Here is a 24,466-nt window from a genome sequence, read left to right as displayed (position 1 = left end):
ATACCGCTGGGCTTGGCCCTGTGGCTGGCCTAGTTGTTCATGGCTTCAAAGAAGTCATTGTTGGTTTTGCTGTATTTCAGCTTGTCGAGCAGGAAGTCCATGGCATCCATGGTGCCCATGGGCGCCAGAATCCGGCGCAGCACCCACATTTTGGACAGGGTTGCCCGGTCAACCAGCAGTTCTTCCTTACGTGTGCCGCTCTTGGTGATGTCAATGGCGGGGAAGGTGCGCTTGTCGGCCAGCTTGCGGTCAAGGACAAGTTCGGAGTTACCCGTGCCCTTGAACTCTTCAAAGATCACTTCATCCATGCGGCTGCCGGTATCAATCAGGGCGGTGGCGATAATGGTCAGGGAGCCACCTTCCTCAATATTACGGGCCGCACCAAAGAAGCGCTTGGGCCGCTGCAGGGCGTTGGCGTCCACACCACCGGTCAGCACCTTGCCCGATGAGGGCACAACCGTGTTGTAGGCGCGGGCCAGACGGGTAATGGAATCGAGCAGGATCACCACATCGCGCTTGTGTTCCACAAGGCGCTTGGCTTTTTCCAGCACCATTTCGGTTACCTGCACATGGCGGTGGGCGGGTTCGTCAAAGGTAGAGGCAATGACTTCGCCGCGCACGGAGCGGGCCATGTCGGTCACTTCCTCGGGCCGTTCGTCAATGAGCAGCACAATCAGGAACACTTCGGGGTGGTTGGCCGAAATGGAAGAGGCAATGCTCTGGAGCATGACCGTTTTGCCCGAGCGTGGGGGTGCCACGATCAGGGCGCGCTGGCCCATGCCAATGGGGGATACCAGATCGATCACCCGCGGGGTGAAGTCCTTCTGGGAGCCCTTTTTGTTGTTTTTGTCGCCCTTGGGTTCAGGGGCAGTGGCCTGACTTTCCACTTCCATCTGGAGGCGGCGCTCGGGGTAGAGCGGGGTCAGGTTGTCAAAGTTGATCCGGTGGCGGACGGCATCGGGGGACTCAAAATTGATCGTGTTGATCTTGAGCATGGAGAAGTAGCGTTCGCCATCACGCGGGGCGCGAATCTGCCCTTCAACCGTGTCACCCGTGCGCAGGCCAAAACGGCGGACCTGTGTGGGGGAGATGTAAATATCATCCGGGCCGGGAAGGTAGTTGGATTCGGGCGCACGCAGGTATCCAAACCCGTCATGCATGATCTCAAGCGTGCCCTCGCCATAAATGGCCTGATCATTATCCGCCAGCGTTTTGAGGATGGCGAACATCATGTCCTGCTTGCGCAGGGAGGACGCGTTTTCGATATTCAGGTCTTCAGCGCAGGCCAGAAGGTCGGCTGGGGACTTGGCCTTGAGTTCCGCAAGATGCATCTAATAAATGCCCTGACTGGCAAGAGAAGTTCAAAAGGGGAAGGTCCGGATCGTTCCATGCTACGGCAGAGCCGGTCGGGGAGACCGGCAGCAGGCATGCCTGATAAGGCAAGGCCGAGCCAGAAGGAACCTGACGGGAAGGAATACCGCTGGGCAGGTGAAGTCAGCCAGCGTCTGGGCCCGGATACTACTCGGGGTGGAATTGCGCGTCAACACAGGAATGGGGCGGGCGCACCAGCGGCCAGAGGCTACTTGATGCCGCCCAGCCAGCCTTTTTTCCAGAACCACAGTAGCGGCAGCACAATGGTGGTTGCCATGAGCCCGAGCGAGTACCAGTAGCCAAAAGACCAGTTCAGTTCCGGTATGTCTTTGAAGTTCATACCGTAAATGCCAGCGATCAGGGTGGGGGCAACCCCAATGAAGCTGACAACGGTCAGTACCTTCATCACCCCGTTCTGTTCGATGTTGATGAACCCAAGGGTGGCATCAAGCAGGAATTCAACCTTGTCCTGTGACTGGGAGACATACGCATCGAGCGAGGACAGGTCGTGGCTGACCGATGTAATGCGCGCGCGCAGAATGCCCGACAGCGCATAGGCGGCCGTTGTTTTGCCGTCCTCCTCCGGTGCTGCCGTGGCAAGGGGTGTCGGGGGGGCGGTGCGGGGGGTGCACAGGGCAAACCCTGTGACCGGAATGGCAGAAGCGGTTTTACGGCTTTCCCCAAGGAACAGGGCAATGCGCTCCATGCCCAGCAGTGTGTCCCGCATGCGTGAGCACAGGTTCCCTGCCTCCCCAACCCGCTGGAGCAGGTTGCGCTGCCACACGGCCACGTTGCGGATGGGGGTCTGCTGCGTGCGGGCGCGAAAAATATCGTGTGAGAGTGTGTCCAGCAGGTTGCCCATGCTTTCCAGAATATCGGCCAGCCGGTCCACAATGGCTTCAATCAGGGCGACCAGTATCTCGCCCGAATGGAGTAAGGTGTCGTGCTGGGGCGGGATCTCGGTTGGCGGGGGTTGTGCACTCAGGCGCTCCGGTGCGGTGTGTGGTGGAGGCATGGCGGAGGTCACGCAGTCCGCCACAAGCTGGGCTACGGTCTCGAACGCCAGATAGAACTGGAAGCGGATGGTAAAAAGCCGCTTTTCGGTCAGGATAAAACCCACCGGCATGGTCTGGAAATCCGACCCGCTCTTGCGCAGCAGGGGGGAGGACAGAAAAGCCGCACCGTTGCGCACACTGATACGTGATGAACTTTCGATCGCGCTCAGGTCTTCCAGTGAGGGAATGGGCTGGCCGCAGAGCTTTTCCGCCAGAGCCAGTTCCTGGGGGGTGGGGTTGAGAAGATCCAGCCAGACAGCATTTTTGGCATCGTCTTCCGTTTCAACGGCGCGAGCAGGCATACCGGGCCTGTGGGCCAGAAACATGCGATTCTCCCAGTTTGTGCTCTGTGGGCCTGTACAGCTGTATTTTCCGGTTCTGGCGGCAGCCAGCCGGAGCCCATGTATGCCCCAAGTATGACGCCTTTGTTGGGTTTATGGCAAGATGACCACGCGGGACCGTGCAATGCGGCGGCGCATCTGGTAAGCCATTTTGCCAGTTGAAAAGAACAAAACATGTGGCACCCCAGCAGGGCGCGCCATGGGGTTAAAGGAGCGGCAGAACGACTAATGGCGAACCCGATCGAACACGGCGGCGCAGCGGCGCAGAGCAATTCTTTCAGGCAGCAGCCTGATGAGCACGGTCATTTTGGTGGCCGGTACGGTGGCCGCTTTGTGGCCGAAACGCTCATGCCGCTTATTCTGGAACTGAATGAGGCGTACGAGGCTGCAAAGGCCGACCCCGCTTTTCATAAGGAACTGGTATATTACCAGACCGATTATATCGGTCGGCCCAGCCCGCTATGGTTCGCCCGCCGCATGACCGAAGCGTTTGGGGGGGCAAAAATCTACCTCAAGCGTGAAGAGCTCAATCATACCGGTTCGCACAAGCTCAATAACGTCATGGGGCAGATCCTGCTTGCCCGCCGCATGGGTCGCACCCGCATTGTGGCAGAAACCGGGGCCGGCCAGCACGGTGTGGCCACCGCAACCGTATGCGCCCTGTTTGGCATGAAATGCGTGATCTACATGGGTGCTACCGATGTGGAGCGGCAGAAGCCAAACGTGTTCCGCATGCGCCTGCTTGGGGCGGAGGTTGTGCCCGTAACGGCTGGGGCCGGTACGCTCAAGGACGCCATGAACGAAGCCATGCGGGACTGGGTGGCCAATGTGGCCGACACCTACATGCTGATCGGCACCGTGGCTGGCCCACACCCGTACCCCGCCATGGTGCGTGATTTCCAGAGCGTGATCGGGGAAGAAACCAAAGCGCAGATGCAGGCCGCCGAAGGCCGCCTGCCCGATGTGGTGGTGGCCGCCATTGGGGGTGGCTCCAATGCCATGGGGATTTTTTACCCGTTCCTTGATGATGTGTCCGTGCGCCTGATTGGCGTGGAAGCCGCAGGCCACGGGCTGGATAGTGGCAAAACCGCTGCCTCCATCGAGCGTGGCCGCCCCGGTGTGCTGCACGGCAACCGCACCTACCTGCTACAAAACGCGGATGGCCAGATTGACGAGGCGCATTCCATCAGCGCCGGGCTGGACTACCCCGGTGTCGGCCCCGAACATTCCTGGCTGAACGATATAGGGCGCGCGGAATACGTGGGTGCGACCGATACCGAAGCGCTGGAAGCCTTTCAGCTCTGCACAAAGCTGGAAGGGATTATTCCCGCGCTCGAATCGGCGCACGCCATTGCCTATGCGGCCAAGATTGCTCCCACCTTGTCCAAGGACACACTGCTGGTGGTGAACCTGTCCGGCCGGGGGGACAAGGACATCTTTACTGTTGCCGAACATCTGGGAGTCTCGCTGTGAGCCGTATTGCCGCCCGTTTTAAAGCCCTTGCTGCCCAAGGCCGTGGTGCGCTCATCCCTTATCTGGAGGCGTATGACCCGGACCGGGAGACTTCTCTGGAGCTGTTCCGTGCCATGCCAGCGGCTGGTGCCGACCTGATCGAAGTTGGCATGCCTTTTTCCGACCCGTCGGCCGATGGTCCGGTTATTCAGGCTGCCGCCCTGCGCGGGCTCAAGGCCGGTGCCACGCTGGTTGGCGTGCTGGATATGGTGGCCGAATTCCGTAAAGGGGATGATGAAACCCCGGTGATTCTGATGGGGTATGTCAACCCGGTTGAATCCTACGGTTACGAGCGCTTCTGCAAGGATGCCGCCGCCGCAGGGGTGGATGGGCTTATTCTGGTTGACCTCCCCCCCGAGGAAGGCGCGGTTATCGCCGCTCCCGCACAGGCTGCGGGGCTGGACATCATTCGTCTGGTTGCCCCCACCACGCCGGATGCCCGTCTGGAGTATGTGCTGGGGCATGCATCTGGCTTTGTGTATTATGTGAGCATTGTGGGCATTACGGGCACCCGCTCGGCCAGTGCGCATGACCTTGCTGGCGCTATTCCCCGCATACGTGCCGCCACAGACCTGCCCATAGCCATTGGCTTTGGCGTTCGCACGCCCGAGCAGGCCGCGCAGGCTGCCAGCATTGCCGATGGGGCCGTTGTGGCCTCGGCCCTGCTGGCGACACTGGCGCAAACGCTGGATGAACAGGGGCGCGCCACACCCCAGACCCTGCCGCGTGTGCTGGAGCAGATCCGTGGTCTGGCACAGGCAGTCCGTGCTGCGGGCCAGCAGCCGGAATGACATGCGGCCGTGACTGCCCATGACCAATAAGCAGCGTATTGTTGTTGTGGGCGGTGGCCCGGCCGGGCTTGCCGCAGCCGAATACCTGGCCGACTGCGGGTTTGGTGTGCAGGTTATGGAGCGCATGCCAAGCCTTGGCCGCAAGTTTCTGATGGCTGGGCGTGGTGGGCTGAACATTGCCCATTCCGAAGCGCATGGAACGGTGCTGGAGCGCTATGGCCCGGCCAGCTCCTGGCTACGGCCCGCGCTGGACGCGTGGACCATGCAGAACATCCGGGACTGGATGGCAGGGCTGGGGCAGGAGAGCTTTATTGGCTCCTCTGGCCGGGTTTTTCCCGTGGGGATGAAGGCATCCCCCCTGCTGCGGGCATGGCTTGCCCGCCTGAATGCCGCTGGCGTGACCTTCCAGATCCGTGCGGACTGGCTGGGGTGGGGGGCGCATGAACAGCTCCTGTTTAACCTGCAACAGGCAGGGGAGGGAGCATCCCACAAGGCTGAACTGGCGGCAGATGCCGTAGTGCTGGCCCTTGGTGGGGCAAGCTGGCCACGGCTTGGCAGTTCCGGTGGCTGGGTGCCCCTGCTGCAACAGCGTGGGGTGGATGTGGCCCCATTAGAGCCTGCCAATTGCGGGTTCTGCACCCCATGGTCCACCTTTTTTGCCGAGCGTTTTGCCGGCACCCCCCTAAAACCTGTAGCCCTGACATTTGAAGGCAGGCGTGTACGGGGTGAAATTGTGCTGACTCGTACAGGCATGGAAGGGGGCGCGCTCTATGCACTCTCCCGCGCCGTGCGGCAGGCCATAACCGCGCAGGGGCAGGCAACCGTGCTGTGCGACCTGCGCCCCGACCTGAGCGAACAGGACCTGCAGGACAGGCTGCGCGCCACCCGAATGCGGGAGAGCCTGAGCAATCGCTTGCGCAAGGCCATAAAGCTGGCCCCCGCAGCCGTAGCACTGCTGCGGGAGGCGCAGGACGTGCTGCCAGCAGACCCGCGTGCCTTGGCAGCCCTGATCAAGGCCGTACCCGTTACTTTTTACGCGCCAGAGCCGCTGGTCCGCGCCATTTCCACCGCCGGAGGGATTACGCAGGCGGCGTGTGACGAATCCTTTATGCTCAGGGCGCTGCCCGGTGTGTTTGTTGCGGGCGAGATGCTGGACTGGGAGGCCCCGACCGGGGGCTACCTGCTCCATGCCTGCCTTGCCACCGGCCGTGCGGCGGCAAAGGGGGCAGAGGCATGGTTGCGCAAGGGTGGGGCAAGGCGGTATCCCCTCCAACCATGAACAGCATGATTACAATGGGGGAGGTGCCGGGGGGCGGTCCGGCACAGATGGACCTTGGCGAACTTCTGGCTACGCGTCTGCTGGTTCAGGGGAACTCCGGGTCGGGCAAGTCGCATCTTCTGCGGCGGTTGTTGGAGCAGTCTGCCCGTATGGTGCAGCAGGCCATTATTGACCCCGAAGGCGATTTTGTCAGTCTGGCTGAAAAATTCGGCCATCTGGTCATAGATGGTGCCGATCATTCAGAAATGGCCCTGCACGCCGCAGGGGAGCGCATGCGCATGCACCGCGCGTCCGTTGTGCTGAACCTGGAAGGGTTGGATGCGGACCAGCAGATGCGCTGGGCGGCGGCTTTTCTGGGCGGTATGTTCGAGGTGCCGCGCCAGCACTGGTACCCTGTGCTGGTGGTGGTGGACGAGGCCCAGCTGTTTGCACCCGCCGCAGCGGGCGAAGTATCGGACGAGGCCCGCCGGGCTTCCCTTGGCGCCATGACCAACCTGATGTGCCGTGGGCGCAAACGTGGCCTTGCCGGTATTATTGCAACGCAGCGTCTGGCCAAGCTGGCCAAGAACGTGGCGGCGGAAGCCTCCAACTTTCTGATGGGTCGCACGTTTCTGGATATCGACATGGCGCGTGCTGCCGACCTGCTGGGTATGGAGCGCAGGCAGGCCGAAGCGTTCCGGGACCTCGCACGTGGCACGTTTGTCGCCCTTGGTCCGGCCCTGAGCCGCAGGCCGCTTTCGGTCCGTATTGGCGCGGTGGAAACCGAAAGTCGCTCGGCCGGGCCGGTGCTTGCCCCCTTTGAGCCGCCAACCGCGCCGGTGCACGAGCTTATTCTGGCCCCCGTGCCGGTGCATGACCTGCCCGCCCGCCAGCGCAAGGCCCCCGCTCCTTCCGCCCCCGACCTGCTGACGCAGCTTGCTGCCCACGGGGAGGCACAGGCCAGTGTGCAGGCCGAGCAGGAGCAGGAGGAAGATACGGCAGAAACCCAGGCCGAGCGCGAAGCCCGCATGACCGCCATCCTGCGTGACATGATGGAGGATGAGGATTCGTCCTTCAGGCCCGTGCCCGTTCTGTATCAGGACTTTCTGGTGCGTTGCCGTATTGCCGGGCTGGGGCGCAATGCGCTGGACCTGCGGCGCTTCAACCGCGCGCTGGCCACAGCACGCAGCGGAGTGAGCGAAGATACCTCCTCCTCCACACAGTGGCAGGAGGCCGAAAGCCGCGCATCGTCCCTGCCGGAAGATTTGCAGGCGGTCTTTCTGTTCCTGGCCCGCGCGGCCATTGAGCGCACGCCATGCCCGTCCGACGCCCAGATTGCCAAGGTATATGGCACGGTTTCCACCGGGCGTGCCCGCCGCCTGCTGGCATGGCTGGAGGACCAGAATCTGCTCGTATTGCGGGCCGATGGCATGGGGCGGCGGGTGCTGACCTTTATAGGAACAGGGTGGGAAACACTGCCCGGTATGGCCGATAGCTGACCAGTCCGCCTGTTTTGTGGGCAAAAGGCGCAAAAGAACACGCCCGCGGGCATGACGGGCGGAGCGGGGAGTGCTATAGCCCGAGGCATGACGGACGACCCGCCCTTTAGCCCGGCCCTGCTGCCTGCTGGCTTTGTAGATCTGCTCACCCCCGATGCCCGAACGGAAGCGCGGGGTGTGGCCACTCTTATGGATGTGTTTGCCTCCCACGGCTACGACAGCGTCCGCCCGCCTCTTATGGAGTTTGAGGAGACCTACCTTGCCGGTGCAGGGGTGGCTCTGGCGGAGCAGTGCTTCCGGGTCATGGACCCTGATACGCGGCGCATGATGGTCCTGCGCCCAGACATTACCCCCCAGATCGCCCGTATGGCCGCGACTCGCGTTGCCGGGTCGCCGCGCCCGCTCCGTGTTTCTTACGCCGGGCCGTGTGTTGTGGTGGCCCCTGTGGCAGCGGAGGAAAGCAGCCGCCAGATCATGCAGACCGGCATAGAGCTGATCGGCCCGGATTCCCCCGAAGCAGATGCCGAGGTCATGTCCATCGGGGCAGAAGCGCTTATGCGCCTGGGTGTGAAGGATGTCTCCTTCGACCTGACCATGCCTCCCTTTATTCCCGCCCTGCTGGAAGAGGCCGGTGTGCCCGCCGCCCAGCGCCCGGCACTTATGCGCGCGCTTGACCGCAAGGATGCCGCCGCCGTGGCCCAGCATGGGGGTGCATTGGCCGCCACGCTTATTGCCCTGCTGGATGCAACCGGGGCTGCCGAACATACTGTGGCGCAACTGGCAGAACTGACCCTGCCCCCCAAGGCCCGCATTGTTCTGGACCGGCTGATTGATACGGTTGCAGCCGTGCGCGAAATCTGCCCGGACCTGCGCATGACCGTGGACCCGGTGGAGTTCCGGGGCTGGAAGTACCATACCGGCGTATGCGTAACCCTGTTTGCCGTCGGCCGCTCGGAAGAGCTGGGGCGTGGCGGGCGTTATCTTTGCAATGATAACGAACCGGCCTGTGGGTTAACCCTGCGCCCCGATGTGCTGTTCCGCATGATCCCCCCCACACCAGCCCGCGCACGCGTGTATCTGGCAGCAGATGCCAGCAGGCAGGAAGCAGCAGCTTTGCGTTCGCAGGGATACGCCACGGTGCGGGGCTTTGCAGCCGGAGCGCAGGCCGAGGCCGAGGCGCGGCATTTGGGCTGTGGCATCATTCTTTCAGGCACTCAGCGGGTGGATCTGGCCTGAGGGCTTGCCCTTGGGTGCGATTTTTTTCTTTTTGACCAGCAGGCAGTTTTTTTCAGGAGCAGACCGTCTATGTCCAACGTAACCGTGATCGGCGCCCAGTGGGGCGATGAAGGCAAAGGCAAAATTGTTGACTGGCTCGCCAGCCGGGCCGACGTGGTGGTGCGTTTTCAGGGTGGTCACAATGCCGGCCATACGCTGGTGGTTGGCAATCAGGTTTACAAGCTGTCGCTCCTGCCTTCAGGCGTTGTGAGCGGTAAGCTGGGCATTATCGGCAATGGCGTTGTGGTGGACCCGCAGGCTCTGCTGGCTGAAATTGCCCGCATTGGCGAACAGGGGCTGAAGGTTACGCCCGAAACCCTGAAAATTGCTGAAAACGTGCCCCTGATCCTGCCCGTGCATGGTGCGCTTGACCGTGCGCGTGAGGCAGCCCGTGGCGACCGCAAGATCGGCACCACAGGGCGCGGCATTGGCCCTGCGTATGAAGATAAGGTGGCCCGCCGTGCCATCCGTCTGTGCGATCTGGCAGAGCCTGAAACGCTGGACTGGAAGCTGGACGAACTGCTCCTGCACCACAACACCCTGCTGGCAGGCCTTGGTGCGGAGACCTTCTCCAAGGAAGACCTGCTTACCTTCCTGAGCGATGTTGCCCCCAAGGTGCTGCCCTACATGGCCGCAACATGGGACATTCTGGACGATGCCCGCCGCAATGGCCGCCGTATCCTGTTTGAAGGTGCGCAGGCCGTTATGCTGGACGTGGACCACGGGACGTACCCGTTTGTGACCAGTTCCAACACTGTTGCCTCCAATGCGGGCACGGGGGCTGGCATGGGGCCGTCTGCTGCGGGGTTTGTGCTGGGTATTGCCAAGGCATACTGCACCCGCGTGGGTGAGGGGCCGTTCCCGACCGAACTGCATGACGGCATTGGCCGCCGCCTTGGTGAGCGCGGGCATGAATTTGGCACGGTTACGGGGCGTCCGCGCCGCTGTGGCTGGTTTGATGCGGTTCTGGTCCGTCACGCTGTGCGGGTGGGTGGCATTAACGGGCTGGCCCTGACCAAGCTGGACGTGCTGGATGGGCTGGACGAGATCAACATCTGCGTCGGTTACGAGCTGGATGGCCAGAAGATAGAGCGCTTCCCGTCCGGTTCAGCCGCACAGCAGCGTGTGCGCCCGGTGTATGAGACGATTGAAGGCTGGAAAGAAACCACACAGGGTGCCCGCCGCTGGGCAGACCTGCCCGCGCAGGCCATCAAGTATGTCCGCCGTGTGGAAGAACTGGTGGGGGCACCTGTAACCCTGCTGTCCACCAGCCCGGACCGGGATGACACCATTTTGGTGCGTGACCCGTTTGAAGACTGATTTATGACGGCTTTATGACAAGCCCTTTAAAGCCCCGGCCTTTGCGCTGGGGCTTTTTTGTTGGGGGTCTGCTGTTTTTAAGGGTGGGTCATAAAACATTCATAAAGCGGTTTTTCCTGTGTGAATGGCGGCTTTTATGGGGGTGCGGCGGGGGATAATGCGGCCTGCGCGGGGTTTGGGGCAGACGGGCGGTTGTTTTTTGTCATCTGCGCGTCATATCCTAGGTGCAGGTTTTTAAAAGGCATTCTGGTATGCATAAGGCAGATCTTCTGGTTGTTGAGGATGACCCGGCACTCGCCCGGCTTGTTAGCTACAATCTGGAAAAACAGGGTTACATGGTTCGCCACGCGGCGGACGGAGAGGCAGCCCTGGAGTATGTTCGGCAACGTCGGCCGGACCTGATCCTGCTGGACTGGATGCTGCCGGGTATTTCCGGGCTGGAAGTTTGCCGCCGCTTGCGCGAGCAGGCCAGAACGGCAGCCTTGCCCATTATCATGTTCAGTGCCCGTGGCGAGGAAGCAGACGCCATTCGTGGGCTGGATACAGGGGCGGATGATTATCTGGTCAAGCCCTTTAGCATGGATGCGCTGTTTGCCCGGGTCAAAGCCATTTTGCGCCGGGCTCCCCCGGCTGATAAAACCCTGCGGTTTGATACACTGGTCATGGACCGGGTGAGCCACAAGGTTGAGCGTGATGGTCGCCTGCTGTCTCTGGGGCCAACGGAATACCGGCTTTTAGAGTTCCTGATGCTGCACCCGGCACAGGTTTTCTCGCGTGAGGAATTGCTTAAACACGCATGGGAGCGCAGTTCCTTTGTCGAGCTGCGCACGGTGGATGTGCATATCCGCCGCCTGAGGCAAACCCTGAACGAAGGGGGCGGGGTGGATTTGATCCGCACCGTGCGGGCCCGTGGCTATGCGCTGGATAAAGTGCAGGACCCGGACTAAGCAACACACCGCAAAAAGGGGCGGCTGATCATGCACGCTTGGCTGGCAGCACTCTGCGGTATGGCAGGGGGCGGCGCGTTGGCGGCTTTGCCGCTGTTTATCGCCCGCTCGGGCCATTTTGAACCTTTGCCGGATGACACGGAACGGCAGAAAACCCGGATTGGGCGTGACGCTGCCTCCGCAGTAACACTGGACGAGGTTATGGCCTCCCTGCCAGCGGCAACGCTGGTGCTGAACGACACACGCCTGCCCTGTGTGATTTCTCCCGAGGCTAAGCGGCAGTTCACAAACAGCCTTGGCAGCATTATCCGCCACCCGGCTTTTCAAAGTTCGGTGGACAGGCTTCTGGCGCAAAAAAAGGAAGACCAGCAACCGGCTGAAGCGCTGATTGTGCTGGATATTCCCCATTACCGCGTTGTGCGGGCATGGTTGCAGAAGAAAACCGTGCCCGATGCCTTTCTGCCCGCAGGGTACCGTAAGGGGGGGGGAGCGTTTTCGTCCCGGACAACGCTGGTCTTTGTTGCTTTGCATGACGAGACCGAGGCCGTTCTGGCCGAGCGGCAGCATACGGACTTTGTGGCCTTTGCCAGCCATGAGCTGCGCACGCCACTGGCCTCCCTATTGGGGTTCATAGAAACCCTGCAAGGCCCTGCGGCGGATGATCCGGTTATTCAAAAAGAGTTTCTGGGTATTATGTCCGAGCAGGCCAAGCGCATGCAGCGTTTGCTTGACGGGCTGCTTTACCTGTCCAGAGTGCAGATGCAGGAGCACCACAGGCCCAAGGAAACAATAGGCATTGCCGAACTGCTCAAGCGTTTGTCGGATGAAGCCGCAGGGTTGATCGCGGGCAAGCCTGTTCGTTTTCAGGTGCAGGCGGATGATGCGCAGGAACTCTGCGTGCAGGGGGATGAGGCCCAGCTATTGCAGGTGCTGATGAACCTTGTGGAAAATGCGCTCAAATATGGGATGTTTGATCGGGGTAAACGTAATGGGGAGCCGCTGGGCATTACGGTTTCCTGTGCGCGGGCTGCCAAAAATGTCGGTTGGCCTGCCGAGCCGGGGCTGGTGCTGAGCGTTACGGATACGGGGCCGGGTATTCCCGCGCGGCACCTTAACCGTTTGACCGAACGGTTCTACCGCGTGGCCAAAACGGCTGCCAGTGTGCAGGGTAGCGGGCTGGGCCTGGCCATTGTGCAGCAGATTCTGGCCCGCCATGATGGGCGTTTTGTTGTGGAAAGCACGGTGGGCGAAGGCACGGCCTGCCGGATATGGCTGCCGCTGCTCAGCTAGGTCCGCAGTGTCATAAAACCGTCATTCAATTGTCCTGAAAGCATAACACCATTCTGTTCTGATTTACTTTAACCCGGAACAGCACGGCACGTTTTTGTGGCCGTAAGCTTTTGCAATTGGCTCAGGGAAAAAACCAACATGCGTTTTTCAGTCAGGTCTGGAATGTGTCTGGCCGTCATGACCACCTTCCTTACGGCACTTCCAGCAGCATCTCGGGCCGAGAGCGTGACCGGTGCAGGTTCCAGCTTTGCCGCTCCGATCTATGAGGCATGGGGCGCGGTTGCAAAGTCCGCTACGGGCGTGACCGTTAACTACCAGAGCGTTGGCTCCAGCGCAGGCCAGAACCAGATCGTGGCTGGCACGGTTGATTTTGGCGCATCCGATGCGCCGATGGATGCCCAGAAGCTTGAAACCAACCACCTCTTCCAGTTCCCCACGGTTATGGGTGGCATTGTTCCGGTTGTGAACATCCCCGGCGGGATCAAGCCCGACACGATCACGCTGAGCGGTGATGTGCTGGCCGAAATCTATGCAGGCACCATTACCTCCTGGAACGATCCCAAGATCGTTGCGCTGAACCCCGGTGTTAAGCTGCCAGACGTGGCCATTGCACCTGTTCATCGTGCAGATGGTTCGGGCACAACCTTTGTGTTCACGTCCTACCTTGCCGGTTCTTCTTCCTCCTGGAAGGAAAACTACGGTGCAAGCACATCCATCAGCTGGCCCGGTGGTCTGGGTGCACGTGGGAATGACGGCGTTGCCGCAACCGTGCAGAACACCGAAGGTGGCATTGGTTATGTGGAATATGCCTATGCAAGCCGCAACCACCTGACCACTGTTCGCCTGCGCAACCATGCAGGTGCCAGCGTTGCAGCAGGCATGAACAGCTTCTCCCACGCCGCGCAGGCAGCAGACTGGAGCCACGCTTCCCACTTTGCTGTGAACCTGCTGGATACGGATGGTCAGGAAGCCTGGCCGATCATGTCTGCAACCTACGTGCTGGTTCCCGTGCCTGCCCGTAATGCTGACCGTGATCAGGCTGTGCAGAAGTTCTTTGGCTGGAGCTTCAATAACGGTGATAGCGTTGCCACCAAGCTGGATTACGTTCCGCTGCCCAAAACCGTTAAGGACAGCATTATGTCCGCATGGAAAAGCGGCAAATAATCAGCCGTTTATAATTTTCACTGCGTATTTGAGCTTATTGGAAAGCGGCCCCGAAACGGGCCGCTTTTTTTCATAATTCCGTAACGAAACCATCACCGAAGCATCACGCACAAAAAAGTTATGGCGGGTTATTCACTCCTCATCGTTCTTATCATGGAATGGCCACAATGCGCTGTAACTCGCTTTTTTCTTCTGTTGCTCTAACGTCTTTTATGTTGGCTGGAATCGCTCCTGTGGCCGAGGCGGCTTCCACTGAGGATTCCGAAATCCGTTTGCTGCGTGCGGAAATGTCCCAGATGCGTCGGGATATGCAGCAGCAGATCGTCACCCTCAAGCATCAGCTGGCTAAAAGCGATGCAACCACAACCAAAGGCCGCATGGGTCAGGCAGCTGGCCACGGCCGCCACACCACGCATGTTGCCGATGGGAACTACGACCCGAACGTGCAGTTCGGCGAGCAGGAACCCATGAAAAAGGTTGCACCCCTGTCTGGCGTGGGCACTCCCCCGTCTGACCGTGGTGACACCATGTCCTGGAAAGACTTCAAGGCTGCCACGGCTTCTGATGAAGAAGTACGCGTTGGCGGCATGATTGTCGGCTTCCCCAAAGGTCGCTTTACGGTTTCATCTGAAGATGGTGCGTATGGCTTCTCGGTTGGTCTGGCATTCCATGAAGACTTTGGCGGCTTCCTCGGCGGTGGTCCGCGTCGTGGGGAAACAAATGGTGATTTCAACAGTTTTACCGAAAACGCCCGTCGTATCCGTATCCCCTTCACCTTCCGTTACAAAGACTGGGTTGCTAACGTAACGCCAGACTTTGGTGCCGGTGGTGCAGACGGTGCGAGCACTGACCAGACCCTGTATGAAGCAAACCTGAACTACACGGGGCTGCACAACACGATCCTGACAGTCGGTTACTTCCAGCCGCGCGTGACGGAAGAAGATTCCGAAAGCTCGAACGACTTCGAAATGATGGAACGTCCCGCCATTACCGATGCCGTGCGTAAGATTGCGGCAGGGGATGCGCGCTTCAGCTTTGGTGGTCTACATTACGAAAAACGCTGGTGGATTGCTGCTTACTTTACAGGCCAGAGCTTTGGCCAGCGTAGCGGCAATGCAAGTGCCAGCACCAATAATTATGGTTACAACGGGATTGTTAACAGCCAGACGGGCGGCACTTTCCGTGCGGCGGGCCGTCCCTACATGTCCAAAGATATTGATGTGCATGTTGGTATTTCCGCCATTAGCGCGTTCAAGGTGGCAGAAGTCTGCAAAGCGGGTTCCGCTTCGTGCAGCAAGTCTTATGGTCCCAGCCAGTCGCCTGAAGTTAACCTGACCAGCACCAACCTGATTGGCGCGACAATCAACAACGCATCATCTGTCTGGTCTGCCGGTCCGGAACTGGGCTTCCGCTGGAAGAAAATGGTGCTCAAGGGCGAATACTATAATATTGGCGTCAACCGCAGCAATCAGCCGATTACGGGTGTGACGGAAGCGATGTCGCAGAAAACCGTTCACCTTCAGGGTTATTATGGTTCTGCCAACTACACCCTGTTTGGCAAAGGTCGTGAATATAACATCAAGGAAGGTGCATTCGGCGCACCGGGTGTTGAACACGAATTCGACCCCTCACGCGGTTACTGGGGCGCGCTCGAAATTACGGGCCGTTACAGTGTCACCGACTTCAGCGATGTTTCGGCTGATATTCGTGGTGGCCGTCAAACCGTGTGGTCCGGTGGTATCAACTGGTATCCCAACCGCCACTTCCGCTTCATGCTCGACTTCAACCACTTCATTGTTTCCCGCACGGCTACGGGTGGTGGCATGAGCGCTTCTACCTGGAACAATGCAGGCCGCGATGGCAACTCCTTCGCTGCACGTGTGCAGGCTGCGTTCTAAAGCTTCTGCCTCTGGCCTGTGTCAGATATTCAGTGTGGAAAAGGGCCATTCTTTCGAATGGCCCTTTTTTTATGCACAGGTATGAAAGTATTTTTTAACCCGCCCGCAAGGGTGGGTCTTTCAGTAACACCGCGCGTATGGAGTAAGCGGTTTACCAACACACGGCTTCTGCCGGATGTATCCCCGGCAGAAGCTGGGCGTTTTAGCGAACGTAGCCGTAAGCAGGCTGGGGAGCGGGCAGGACGTTTTTGTAAGCAATCATGCAGGCCACATACGCATTGTTATACTGCGTTTGAATGCCACCCTGCTGGTTGTTGGAATAGAGGCTCCCGCCCAGACCGCCACCCATGGCCCCTGCAGCAGCCCCAATGCCCGCACCGGCTCCACCGCCAGCGGCAGCTCCAAGCCCGGCACCCAGAGCGGTTGCCGCCAGACCACCATAAATGGCTTTATGGTTCTGGCGTTCGGCCTGCCCCTGTACAGAGGCGGCAGCCTGAGAGCGGCAGAAGTTCTGTTCCTGCAGGAACTGCCCGTATTCCTTACCCGGGCCGGGGAGGACCTGCGTGGTTGGGCCCATTGGGGTTTCCGCACAGCCAGCCAGTAAAAGAACAGGCAAAAAAGCAATGGGGAGTGCTGTAAACTTCATCTCACTTTACTCCAAGTTGTATTGGATGATGTTAACGTGAGAGAAGTATGTCATTTTTTTGGTAGTATAGGAATAATAGAAAAAGGGGGAACAAGACCGCCAGAACTGGCAGGCCTTGTTCCCCCTTTTCAGGCGCAGGCTTTAGAGTGCGGTATTAAGCCGCGTGACCAGGAGCTGGTTGATGCGGAAGCCTTCCACGTCAACCACTTCAAACCGGAAGCCCGCTGCATCTACCCTGTCGGTCTTGCGGGCCATACGGCGCAGGCGGTGCATGATAAAGCCGCTGATTGTATCAAACTGCTCATGGTCGGGCAGGTTTGCAATGTCGAGCTCACGCATGACTTCCCCAATGGGGGCAGCGCCGTCCACCAGCCAGGAGTTGGCATCACGCTGGACAATGGCCTGTTCCTCAAACGGGCTGGCCAGTCCGTCCATGAGCACGCCCATGATGTCCTTGAAGGTGATCAGCCCCACAACCAGTCCGTATTCGTTGACCACCAGCGCAAAGCCTACGCCCGATGTGTCAAACTGGGCCAGTGTGTCCCACAGGTTCAGCGTTTCCGGCACGGAGGGTACGTCCCGTCGCATGCGGGCAATGGGGTTGGAGTGTGGGCGACCGGAGGGTGCTGTGGAGGGGTCCACGACCGAGGCCAGAACGTCTTCCGCACGGATGGAGCCAATAACCTTATCCAGCCCGCCATTGCACAGCGGGTAGCGCGAATAAGGCTCCATGCGCACTTTTTCATGGTTGTGTTCAGGCGTGTCCTGAATATCGAGAAAAATGATCTCGTCCCGTGGGGTCATGGCGGATGTAACGGAACGGTCCTGTAGACCCAGCACGTTCTCGATCATCTGGTGTTCCTGCTGGAGCAGGGCGCCGGAGGCCGTGCCCGCCGCCAGAATGGCGTGCAGGTCTTCTGGCGTTACGGGTTCGACTGCCGAGGCAGCCGGGATTTTGAGCGCTTTGAGCACCACATCGGAAATTTTGGAAAAAATCCAGACAACCGGGTAGAGAATCCGCAAGGCCAGCCGTGGGAACCAGCCTACGGCAAGGGCTACCTTGTCCGGGTTGTTCATGGCGACCCGTTTGGGCAGCAGGTCGGCAAACAGCACGAACATGCCGGTGACAAAAATAAAGCTGAGGGTGGAGGCCAGATTTTGCGCCCACCAGTCGGAGAGATTCCACTGGGTGAAAAAATCAGCCAGAGGGGGAGACAGCATTTCCGAGCTGACAATACCGCCCATAATCCCCACGCCGTTCAGGCAGATCTGGATAACGGTTATGACCTGCCCGCTATTGCGGCGGAGTGCCAGAAACGCCTGGGCACGCGGATCTCCTGCTTCTGCGCGGCTGCGGAGCCTGACTTCCCGGGCGGCGGCAAAGGAGATTTCGGAAAGCGCGATCAGGATGCTGATCACGATAAGCAGAACAAGGGTCAGCAGACCCATTATGAACAGGAGCAAGAGAACGTCCGCTATACTGTTAGGATGCCACAGTATGAACAAAAAGTGAGTCGCTGACCAGCGTGATTCCAATTGTATTTTTTATGTCACGTATGATGTGCGCGGAACTTCAAAACTCTGTCAGTGCGGGACCGAAGGGCTTTGCGGGCGTTGGTTAAAGGCTAGTGTGCCGTGTTGTTCTCTTTGGCCGGATAAAAACAGATGTTTGATGCGCTCTACCTTGAAGAAGCAGGCCAGCCGGCTGCTCTGCGGAAACTGCCCGAAAATGCCTTGCTGGACGAGGAGGTGACAGTCCGTGTTCACTGGTCGGGCCTGAACTACAAGGACGCGCTGGCCATTACCGGGCGTGGTCCTGTGGTGCGGGCATGGCCAATGGTGCCGGGGATTGATTTTGCAGGCGTGGTCGAGCGCTCCTCCAGCCCCGATTTTACAGTCGGGCAGCAGGTTATGCTGAATGGCTGGGGTGTGGGCGAAAAGCACTGGGGCGGCCTTGCGCAAAAAGCCAGTGTTCGCGCCGCATGGTTGCTGCCTTTGCCGCAGGGGTTAAATGCCCAGCAGGTTCTGGCACTGGGCACGGCGGGCTTTACGGCCATGCTGTGCGTGCAGGCACTGGTGCGTGAAGGTGTGGAGCCCGGTTCCGGCCCGGTGCTGGTGACGGGTGCAACGGGTGGGGTCGGCAGTGTGGCGGTTATGCTTCTGGCCCGGCTGGGGTATGAGGTTGTGGCGGTAACCGGCCGGCTGGAAGAGCAACCCTACCTGCAAAAATTGGGTGCTTCCGAGGTGCTGGCGCGCTCACATTTTGAAATGCCTTCCCGCCCGCTGGAAAAAGCCCGCTGGGCAGGGGCGGTGGATGTGGTGGGCGGGCAAGTTCTGGCCTCTGTCTGCGCCGCAATGAAACCGCAGGGCGTGGTAACCGCCTGCGGTCTGGCGGGGGGGATGGAGTTCCCCGCCACTGTCGCTCCCTTTATTCTGCGTGGCGTAACGCTGGTGGGGATAGATAGCGTGATGTGCCCCAAAACGGTCCGGCAGGATATGTGGGAGCGTCTGGCCTTGTTGGTCAATAAGGACCTGCTGGCGGAAATGACTCGAGTTATCCCCCTGTCAGACGCCATAACTGCGGCCACAGACCTGCTTGATGGCAAAATAAAAGGTCGTCTTGTGGTTGAGGTGCCCTGAGTCGCGGCTTTTTGGAAGGCAGTTCTGGCGGTTAGAGCTGCCTTTTTAAGTGTGTGATAATTTATTGTTTTGTGTAACTGTTTCGGATTTTTGCACGGATGTGCAAGGGTTTGGAATAGTTAATTCGGTGCAAAATAATAGGAAAATCAATAAAATGATGGTTTGTTTGTAATAATAAAACCAGAACCATATTAATTTAAAATATACCCCCATATTTATTTTTGTTTATGGGAGATTTTAATTATATTTAAATTCTATCATGAAAAATATTCAAAAATATTTCTCCTCGTTGAGAAAAGAGTATTTCCTTTAGGGAGTTGAGAAAATTCTCAACTTCATGGCGCTCTTGACGAAAGTTACATATAAATGTAACTAACAAAACGGTTAAGTAAATTATGTAAGTATTGAGCCATGGATGCCACACCCGCCCGAGCACACGGCGCAGATATGACCAAGGGACTGGCCCGCCAGGTGCGCGGCTGGTTGCTTGGTTCTGTTGTGGTTGGGGGTGTGTCGGCTGTTCTACTGGTGTGTCAGTTTATTCTTCTGGCCCATCTTGTGGACGATCTGGCGTTCCATGGCCGTGGGCTGGATACGGAATTTTCTGTGTTTGGGCTCATCCTCGTCTGTCTTGTGGGGCAGGTTGGGGCACGTTTTGTATCCGACATTCTGGGAACGCAGGCAGGTCTGCGGGTGGCTGGTCATGTTCGGGGCAAGCTGCTGGCGCATCTGTTTGCAGCCGGGCCCGTGGTTTGCGCAGGTGTGCCCGCAGGGGAGGTCGTAACCACCTTTACGGAGGGTGCCCGTGCGCTGGTGCCCTATTTTGCCCGGTATGTGCCGTCTGCGGCCATGATGGTGGTTCTGCCGCTGCTTATTCTGGCGGTGGTAGCGGGGGTGGATGGGTGGAGCTTTCTGGTGCTTGCCTGCACTGGCCCGCTTGTGCCGGTTTTTATGGTGTTTGTGGGCTACGGCGCGCAAACCATTATGGACCGGCGGTGGCGGGAACTATCCCTGCTTGGCGGGAGTTTTCTGGATGCGTTGCGGGGGTTAAAAACCCTGCGCCTGTTTGGTCGCACGCAGGATAGTCTGGACCGTATTGCCAGGCTGGCGGATGCGCATGGGCGCACCACCCTGTCTGTCATGAAGGTGGCATTCCTCACATCGGCTGCACTGGAGTTTTTCTCCAGTCTGTCCATTGCACTGGTTGCCGTTGTTTTTGGCACGCGCCTGTTGGCTGGCATGGCGGATTTCCGGTCTGCTTTTCTGGTTCTGTTGCTGGCTCCAGAGTATTTTATGCCGCTGCGCACATTTTCTGCCAGCTATCATGCGCGGCAGAATGCTCAGGCTGCCATGGAGCATATGGGCAAACTGTTTGCCCTGCCTGCACAGGCAGAGCGTTACACACTGCCAGCCCTCCTGCCCGCAGGGGGCGTTGGCACTTTGGTCTGCTCCGGGCTTGAGGTGCATACCCCCGATGGCGCACCTGTTTTGCAGCACGTGACCTGCCACTTTGCCCGGAACCAGTTGACGGTTTTAACCGGTGCCAGTGGTGCGGGTAAAACCACTTTGCTGAATACTCTGCTGGGTTTTTTACAACCTGTTGCCGGGAGCTTGGGCGCCTACGATACCTCGGGGCAGTCCATGCCGCTGCATGGCGTACGTATGGCGTGCGTGCCGCAGCACCCGCTTATGGTTTTTGGCACTGTGGCCGATAATCTGCGTCTGGGTGCACCGGGGGCGGATATGCAGCAGCTGCGGCAAGCCGCCACCTTGGCAGATGCGCTGGGGTTCATAGAAGCCCTGCCTGAAGGGTTTGAAACGCATATAGGCGAACGGGGTAGCCGCCTGTCTGGCGGGCAGGTCCGCCGTTTGGCTCTGGCGCGGGCCTTGCTGCAAAACCCGGATGTTCTGGTGCTGGACGAACCCACAGCAGGGTTGGACGCAGTGAGCGCACTGCATGTGGCCAACGCCCTGCGCCGGTGTGTGGCTGGGCGCATTGTTGTGGTTGCAACCCACAGGCAGGCACTGGCTGACCGGGCAGATGCGCTGCTGCACGTGGCTGGCGGCACGGTAGAGAGTGTTCCCGTACAAAAGGAGACTGTTGCATGAGCATGCCACAAGATTCTTTGGCCGGTGGTGCACAGGGTTTTTTCCGTCTTTCGGTGGGGCTGCGCTGGCGTCTTGCCCTTGGGGTGGGGTTTGCCTGTGCTGCGGCACTGGCCAGCTTTGGGCTGCTTTTTCTGTCAGGCTGGCTGCTGGCGGGGGCTGCGGTTGCGGGGCTGGGTGGGCAAGCCGTTGCGCGGGCCTTCAATATTGTGCTGCCAGCAACGGGTGTGCGGTTTTTTGCCATGGTCCGCATTATAGCCCGCTATCTGGAGCGGGTTGTGGCGCATGATGGTGCACTCCGTCTGGGCGGACATTTGCGCGCATGGGTTTATGCACGCCTTGCTCCGCTTGCCCCCGCCGGGCTGATGGACCAGCAGGGAGGGGACCTGCTGGGGCGCTTTGTCTCGGATACGGACAAAGTGGCGGCATATTATACAGATGTCGCACTCCCCTTTTTGCGTGCATTGCTGTGCGGTGTGGTGTTTGTGGGTGTGTTCGCCTGCTTTACGCTCCCCGCGGCAGCTCTTCTGGCTGTAGGGTTGTTGCTGGGCGGTGTTCTGGTGCCGTTGCTGGTTGGCCCCGCCATGGACCGGCTGGTACGGAGGGAGGCGGAAAAACAGAGCCACATTCAGGCGGAGCTGGCGCAAACACTCCAGAATATGGGGGAATATCTGCTGTTGGATGCCGCCAGCAGCCGGGCAGGGCAGTGGCAGGCGCAGCAGGCCGAAATGGATAGGGCATGCTGGAAGCTGGATGTGCTCGAAAGTGCTGCCCGCGGCTTGGTAAGCCTTATCACGTTTGCCACGGCTCTGGGGGTTCTGGTTCTGGCGGTTAACGCCTGCCGGGCAGGGCAGTTGAGTATTGCGGAAGTGCCCATGCTGGTGCTGGGGGTTCTGGCAGCTTTTGATGTGGCAGCCCCCTTGCCACTGGCGCGGCAGGCCGCAGCACAGGCAAAGCTTGCGACCATTCGGCTGGATGCAGCCTGCCCCCCCAGTACGCCGCGGCCTGTGGTGCAGGGGGCAGACCTTCCACACGCACCGTATGATCTGGTGGTGCGCGACCTGAGCTTTGCATACCCGAAAACTGTAAGCCCTGTTTTACAGAATGCTAACCTGACCATCCGTCAGGGGGAGCATGTAGGGCTGGTCGGGCCATCCGGTATTGGCAAAAGCAGCCTGATCAACCTGCTCTTTGGCTTTTATGCGCCCGATAGCGGCAGCATAAGCTTTGGCGGTGTGGATGTTGGTACACTGCGTGCGGAAGATATGGCCGCTTTTGTGAGTGTAGCCGCACAGGACTTTCATCTGTTTGCGGGCACATTAAGGGACAACCTTCTGCTGGCAGCCCCCCACGCTACGGAGCAGGAGCTTGCAGATGTGCTGGAAACGGCACAGCTCACACAATTCATTCAGTCTTTACCACAGGGTTTGCAAACCTGGGTTGGTAATGATGGCCTGCGCCTTTCCGGTGGGCAAGCGCGCAGGGTGGCGGTGGCTCAGGCCCTGCTACGCGGCACTCCATGGCTTGTTCTGGACGAACCAACCGAAGGGCTGGATGCCGCTCTGGAGCAGGCCCTCATGGCCGCGCTGGTGCAGCGGTGTGAGCAGACAACCATTGTATGCATGACCCACCGGCAGGCGGTGCTTCCGTTCATGCACAGGGTTATCAGGGTGGAGGACGCGTGTTTTCGCCCCGGAGGAGGGAGCGACATGAAGAGCTGAAAGTGAAAAACGCTTCTATTCTGTAATAAGGTTAAAAAAATGGACTTAATTAATCCTACGGTCGTTGACCTTTCGCGTTTTCAGTTTGCGTTAACGGCCCTTTATCACTTCATGTTCGTCCCCCTGACATTGGGACTGACCTTTATGCTCGCGGCCATGGAGACGGTGTACGTCGTAACCGGCAAGCAGGTGTACAAGGACATGACCCTGTTCTGGGGCAAGCTGTTTGGCATCAACTTTGCTCTGGGTGTGGCAACCGGCCTGACCATGGAGTTTGAGTTCGGCACCAACTGGTCCATGTATTCCCGCTTTTTCGGGGATATGTTTGGCACACCTCTGGCCATTGAAGGGCTGATGGCCTTTTTTATGGAATCCACCTTTGTCGGGCTGATGTTTTTTGGCTGGGACCGTCTGAGCAAACCTGCGCATCTGGCCATTACCTATCTGGTGGCACTGGGTTCCAACCTGTCTGCATTGTGGATTCTGGTGGCCAATGCCAGCATGAACATGCCCAACGGCGCACATTTTGACCCCGAAACCCTGCGTATGACATTTGACAGCTTTGTAGGCGTTGTCTTCAACCCCGATGCACAGGCCAAGTTCGTGCATACTTCGGTTGCGGGTTATGTGGCGGCATCTCTGTTTGTCATGGGGATCAGTGCGTTCTATCTGCTGCGTAAGCAGCACCGGGAATTTGCTGCGCGCTCTTTCCGGATGGCAGCACTGTTTGGTATTTTTTCCACCGTTGCCGTTATTACGCTGGGGGATGTGCTGGGCCGTCTGGACTACGAACATCAGCCGACCAAGATCGCAGCCATAGAAGGGCTGTGGCACACCAGCAAGCCGCCGTATGAACCCTGGATTATTGCGGCTCTGCCTAATGATGAAAAGCAGGAAAGCTCGTTTGAAATCGGGGTGCCTTTTGTGCTCACGCCCCTGATCACGCACAGCTTTAACACGCCCATTACCGGCATGATCGAACTTGAAGATGCCGCCGCTCCGCGCATTGCCTCTGGCATTACAGCCGTAAGTGCCCTGCGCCGGTATGAGGAAAACCATCAGGCGGCCGATCTGGAGGAGTTCCGTGCTCACCAGAACGACATGGGGTATGGCCTGCTTGCTACCCGCCATGCACCGGGGCAGGACGTAACCGCTATTGCACCCGAGCAGCTCCAGAGCGTTATTGATCAGACAAAGCCCGATATTCTGCCCAATGTTTTTGTAACCTTCTGGTCTTTCCGCCTGATGGTGTTTTTGGGCGTGTTCTTTTTCGTGCTGTTTGCCATGGCGTCTTACCTGAGCCTGAAAAACCAGCTGGAGCGTAACCCGCTGTTCCTCAAGCTGTGCATGTGGTCCATCCCCCTGCCGGTTCTGGCAACCGAGTTTGGCTGGATTACGGCTGAGGCTGGCCGCCAGCCCTGGACGGTGTTTGACCGCCTGCCAACCTTTATGTCTGCTTCCACGCATAGCGTGTCTTACATGCTGTTCTCACTGGCCGGGTTTACTGTGCTTTACAGCATATTCATCGCGGTTGAGCTTTACCTGATGTTCAAGTTCGCCCGGCTGGGGCCAGAGGCGCATGGTCCGCATGAAGATGCAGACCCCGCACACCTGTCCGTTGTGGCGCATTAA

Annotated in this window: 18 protein-coding genes; 14 read left to right on the top strand and 4 right to left on the bottom strand. The window is 59.1% G+C overall.

The window, feature by feature from the left end; all coding sequences use genetic code 11:
• Positions 1–29: 29 nt before the first annotated feature.
• Together rho and ACSYTG_RS11050 are read right to left on the bottom strand one after the other, a co-directional pair.
• On the bottom strand, positions 30–1,331 hold the full coding sequence (rho, locus tag ACSYTG_RS11055) for a transcription termination factor Rho (protein WP_086646302.1): 1,302 nt from the start codon (positions 1,329–1,331) through the stop codon (positions 30–32).
• Positions 1,332–1,579: 248 nt separating this feature from the next.
• Positions 1,580–2,728: a magnesium transporter CorA family protein gene (locus tag ACSYTG_RS11050; RefSeq protein WP_489783319.1), complete on the bottom strand. Its 1,149-nt coding sequence runs from the start codon at positions 2,726–2,728 to the stop codon at positions 1,580–1,582.
• 267 nt (positions 2,729–2,995) lie between these two features.
• On the opposite strand from ACSYTG_RS11050, the gene trpB reads away from it, so the two are divergent.
• The 10 genes from trpB to ACSYTG_RS11000 all read left to right on the top strand — a co-directional run bounded on the left by trpB (position 2,996) and on the right by ACSYTG_RS11000 (position 15,721).
• Positions 2,996–4,240: a tryptophan synthase subunit beta gene (gene trpB, locus ACSYTG_RS11045; protein ID WP_095349628.1), complete on the top strand. Its 1,245-nt coding sequence runs from the start codon at positions 2,996–2,998 to the stop codon at positions 4,238–4,240.
• Positions 4,237–5,070: a tryptophan synthase subunit alpha gene (gene trpA, locus ACSYTG_RS11040; RefSeq protein ID WP_086646300.1), complete on the top strand. Its 834-nt coding sequence runs from the start codon at positions 4,237–4,239 to the stop codon at positions 5,068–5,070. Before trpB ends, trpA begins: the two co-directional genes overlap by 4 nt.
• Positions 5,071–5,083: 13 nt before the next feature.
• A complete protein-coding gene (locus ACSYTG_RS11035) occupies positions 5,084–6,349 on the top strand; it encodes a TIGR03862 family flavoprotein (protein ID WP_489783320.1) in 1,266 nt (421 codons plus the stop codon).
• Complete coding sequence (locus tag ACSYTG_RS11030; protein WP_086646298.1) at positions 6,346–7,827, top strand: helicase HerA domain-containing protein; 1,482 nt, start codon at positions 6,346–6,348, stop codon at positions 7,825–7,827. Before ACSYTG_RS11035 ends, ACSYTG_RS11030 begins: the two co-directional genes overlap by 4 nt.
• A gap of 51 nt (positions 7,828–7,878) precedes the next feature.
• Complete coding sequence (locus ACSYTG_RS11025) at positions 7,879–9,063, top strand: ATP phosphoribosyltransferase regulatory subunit (RefSeq protein WP_086646297.1); 1,185 nt, start codon at positions 7,879–7,881, stop codon at positions 9,061–9,063.
• Positions 9,064–9,132: 69 nt separating this feature from the next.
• On the top strand, positions 9,133–10,422 hold the full coding sequence (locus ACSYTG_RS11020) for an adenylosuccinate synthase (protein WP_489783201.1): 1,290 nt from the start codon (positions 9,133–9,135) through the stop codon (positions 10,420–10,422).
• Between the two features lie 251 nt (positions 10,423–10,673).
• Positions 10,674–11,369, top strand: coding sequence for a phosphate regulon transcriptional regulator PhoB (gene phoB / locus ACSYTG_RS11015; protein WP_086646402.1), 696 nt, complete (start codon positions 10,674–10,676; stop codon positions 11,367–11,369).
• A 30-nt stretch (positions 11,370–11,399) separates the two neighbouring features.
• Complete coding sequence (locus ACSYTG_RS11010; RefSeq protein WP_489783202.1) at positions 11,400–12,659, top strand: sensor histidine kinase; 1,260 nt, start codon at positions 11,400–11,402, stop codon at positions 12,657–12,659.
• A 177-nt stretch (positions 12,660–12,836) separates the two neighbouring features.
• The gene (pstS, locus tag ACSYTG_RS11005; RefSeq protein WP_233129108.1) at positions 12,837–13,823 is read left to right on the top strand and encodes a phosphate ABC transporter substrate-binding protein PstS; all 987 of its coding nucleotides are present in this window, start codon (positions 12,837–12,839) and stop codon (positions 13,821–13,823) included.
• A gap of 158 nt (positions 13,824–13,981) precedes the next feature.
• On the top strand, positions 13,982–15,721 hold the full coding sequence (locus ACSYTG_RS11000; RefSeq protein WP_253528186.1) for an OprO/OprP family phosphate-selective porin: 1,740 nt from the start codon (positions 13,982–13,984) through the stop codon (positions 15,719–15,721).
• A 202-nt stretch (positions 15,722–15,923) separates the two neighbouring features.
• Here the strand turns inward: ACSYTG_RS11000 and ACSYTG_RS10995 are convergent, their stop codons facing one another.
• Together ACSYTG_RS10995 and ACSYTG_RS10990 are read right to left on the bottom strand one after the other, a co-directional pair.
• Positions 15,924–16,367 carry a glycine zipper family protein gene (locus tag ACSYTG_RS10995; RefSeq protein WP_489783203.1) on the bottom strand — a complete coding sequence of 148 codons (444 nt, stop codon included), beginning with the start codon at positions 16,365–16,367 and terminating at the stop codon, positions 15,924–15,926.
• 141 nt (positions 16,368–16,508) lie between these two features.
• The gene (locus ACSYTG_RS10990; protein ID WP_086646291.1) at positions 16,509–17,831 is read right to left on the bottom strand and encodes a hemolysin family protein; all 1,323 of its coding nucleotides are present in this window, start codon (positions 17,829–17,831) and stop codon (positions 16,509–16,511) included.
• 201 nt (positions 17,832–18,032) lie between these two features.
• On the opposite strand from ACSYTG_RS10990, the gene acuI reads away from it, so the two are divergent.
• From acuI to ACSYTG_RS10970, 4 genes are all read left to right on the top strand, one after another.
• Complete coding sequence (gene acuI, locus ACSYTG_RS10985) at positions 18,033–19,007, top strand: acrylyl-CoA reductase (NADPH) (protein ID WP_489783204.1); 975 nt, start codon at positions 18,033–18,035, stop codon at positions 19,005–19,007.
• A 411-nt stretch (positions 19,008–19,418) separates the two neighbouring features.
• Positions 19,419–21,116, top strand: coding sequence for a thiol reductant ABC exporter subunit CydD (cydD, locus tag ACSYTG_RS10980; RefSeq protein WP_489783205.1), 1,698 nt, complete (start codon positions 19,419–19,421; stop codon positions 21,114–21,116).
• Positions 21,113–22,834 carry a thiol reductant ABC exporter subunit CydC gene (cydC, locus tag ACSYTG_RS10975; protein WP_489783206.1) on the top strand — a complete coding sequence of 574 codons (1,722 nt, stop codon included), beginning with the start codon at positions 21,113–21,115 and terminating at the stop codon, positions 22,832–22,834. Before cydD ends, cydC begins: the two co-directional genes overlap by 4 nt.
• 39 nt (positions 22,835–22,873) lie before the next feature.
• On the top strand, positions 22,874–24,466 hold the full coding sequence (locus ACSYTG_RS10970) for a cytochrome ubiquinol oxidase subunit I (protein WP_354857638.1): 1,593 nt from the start codon (positions 22,874–22,876) through the stop codon (positions 24,464–24,466).

It is taken from the genome of Acetobacter sp. ESL1128, assembly GCF_058505085.1.
Note: the sequence above shows the minus strand (reverse complement) of the source record. Positions and strands in the feature narration are given on the sequence as shown.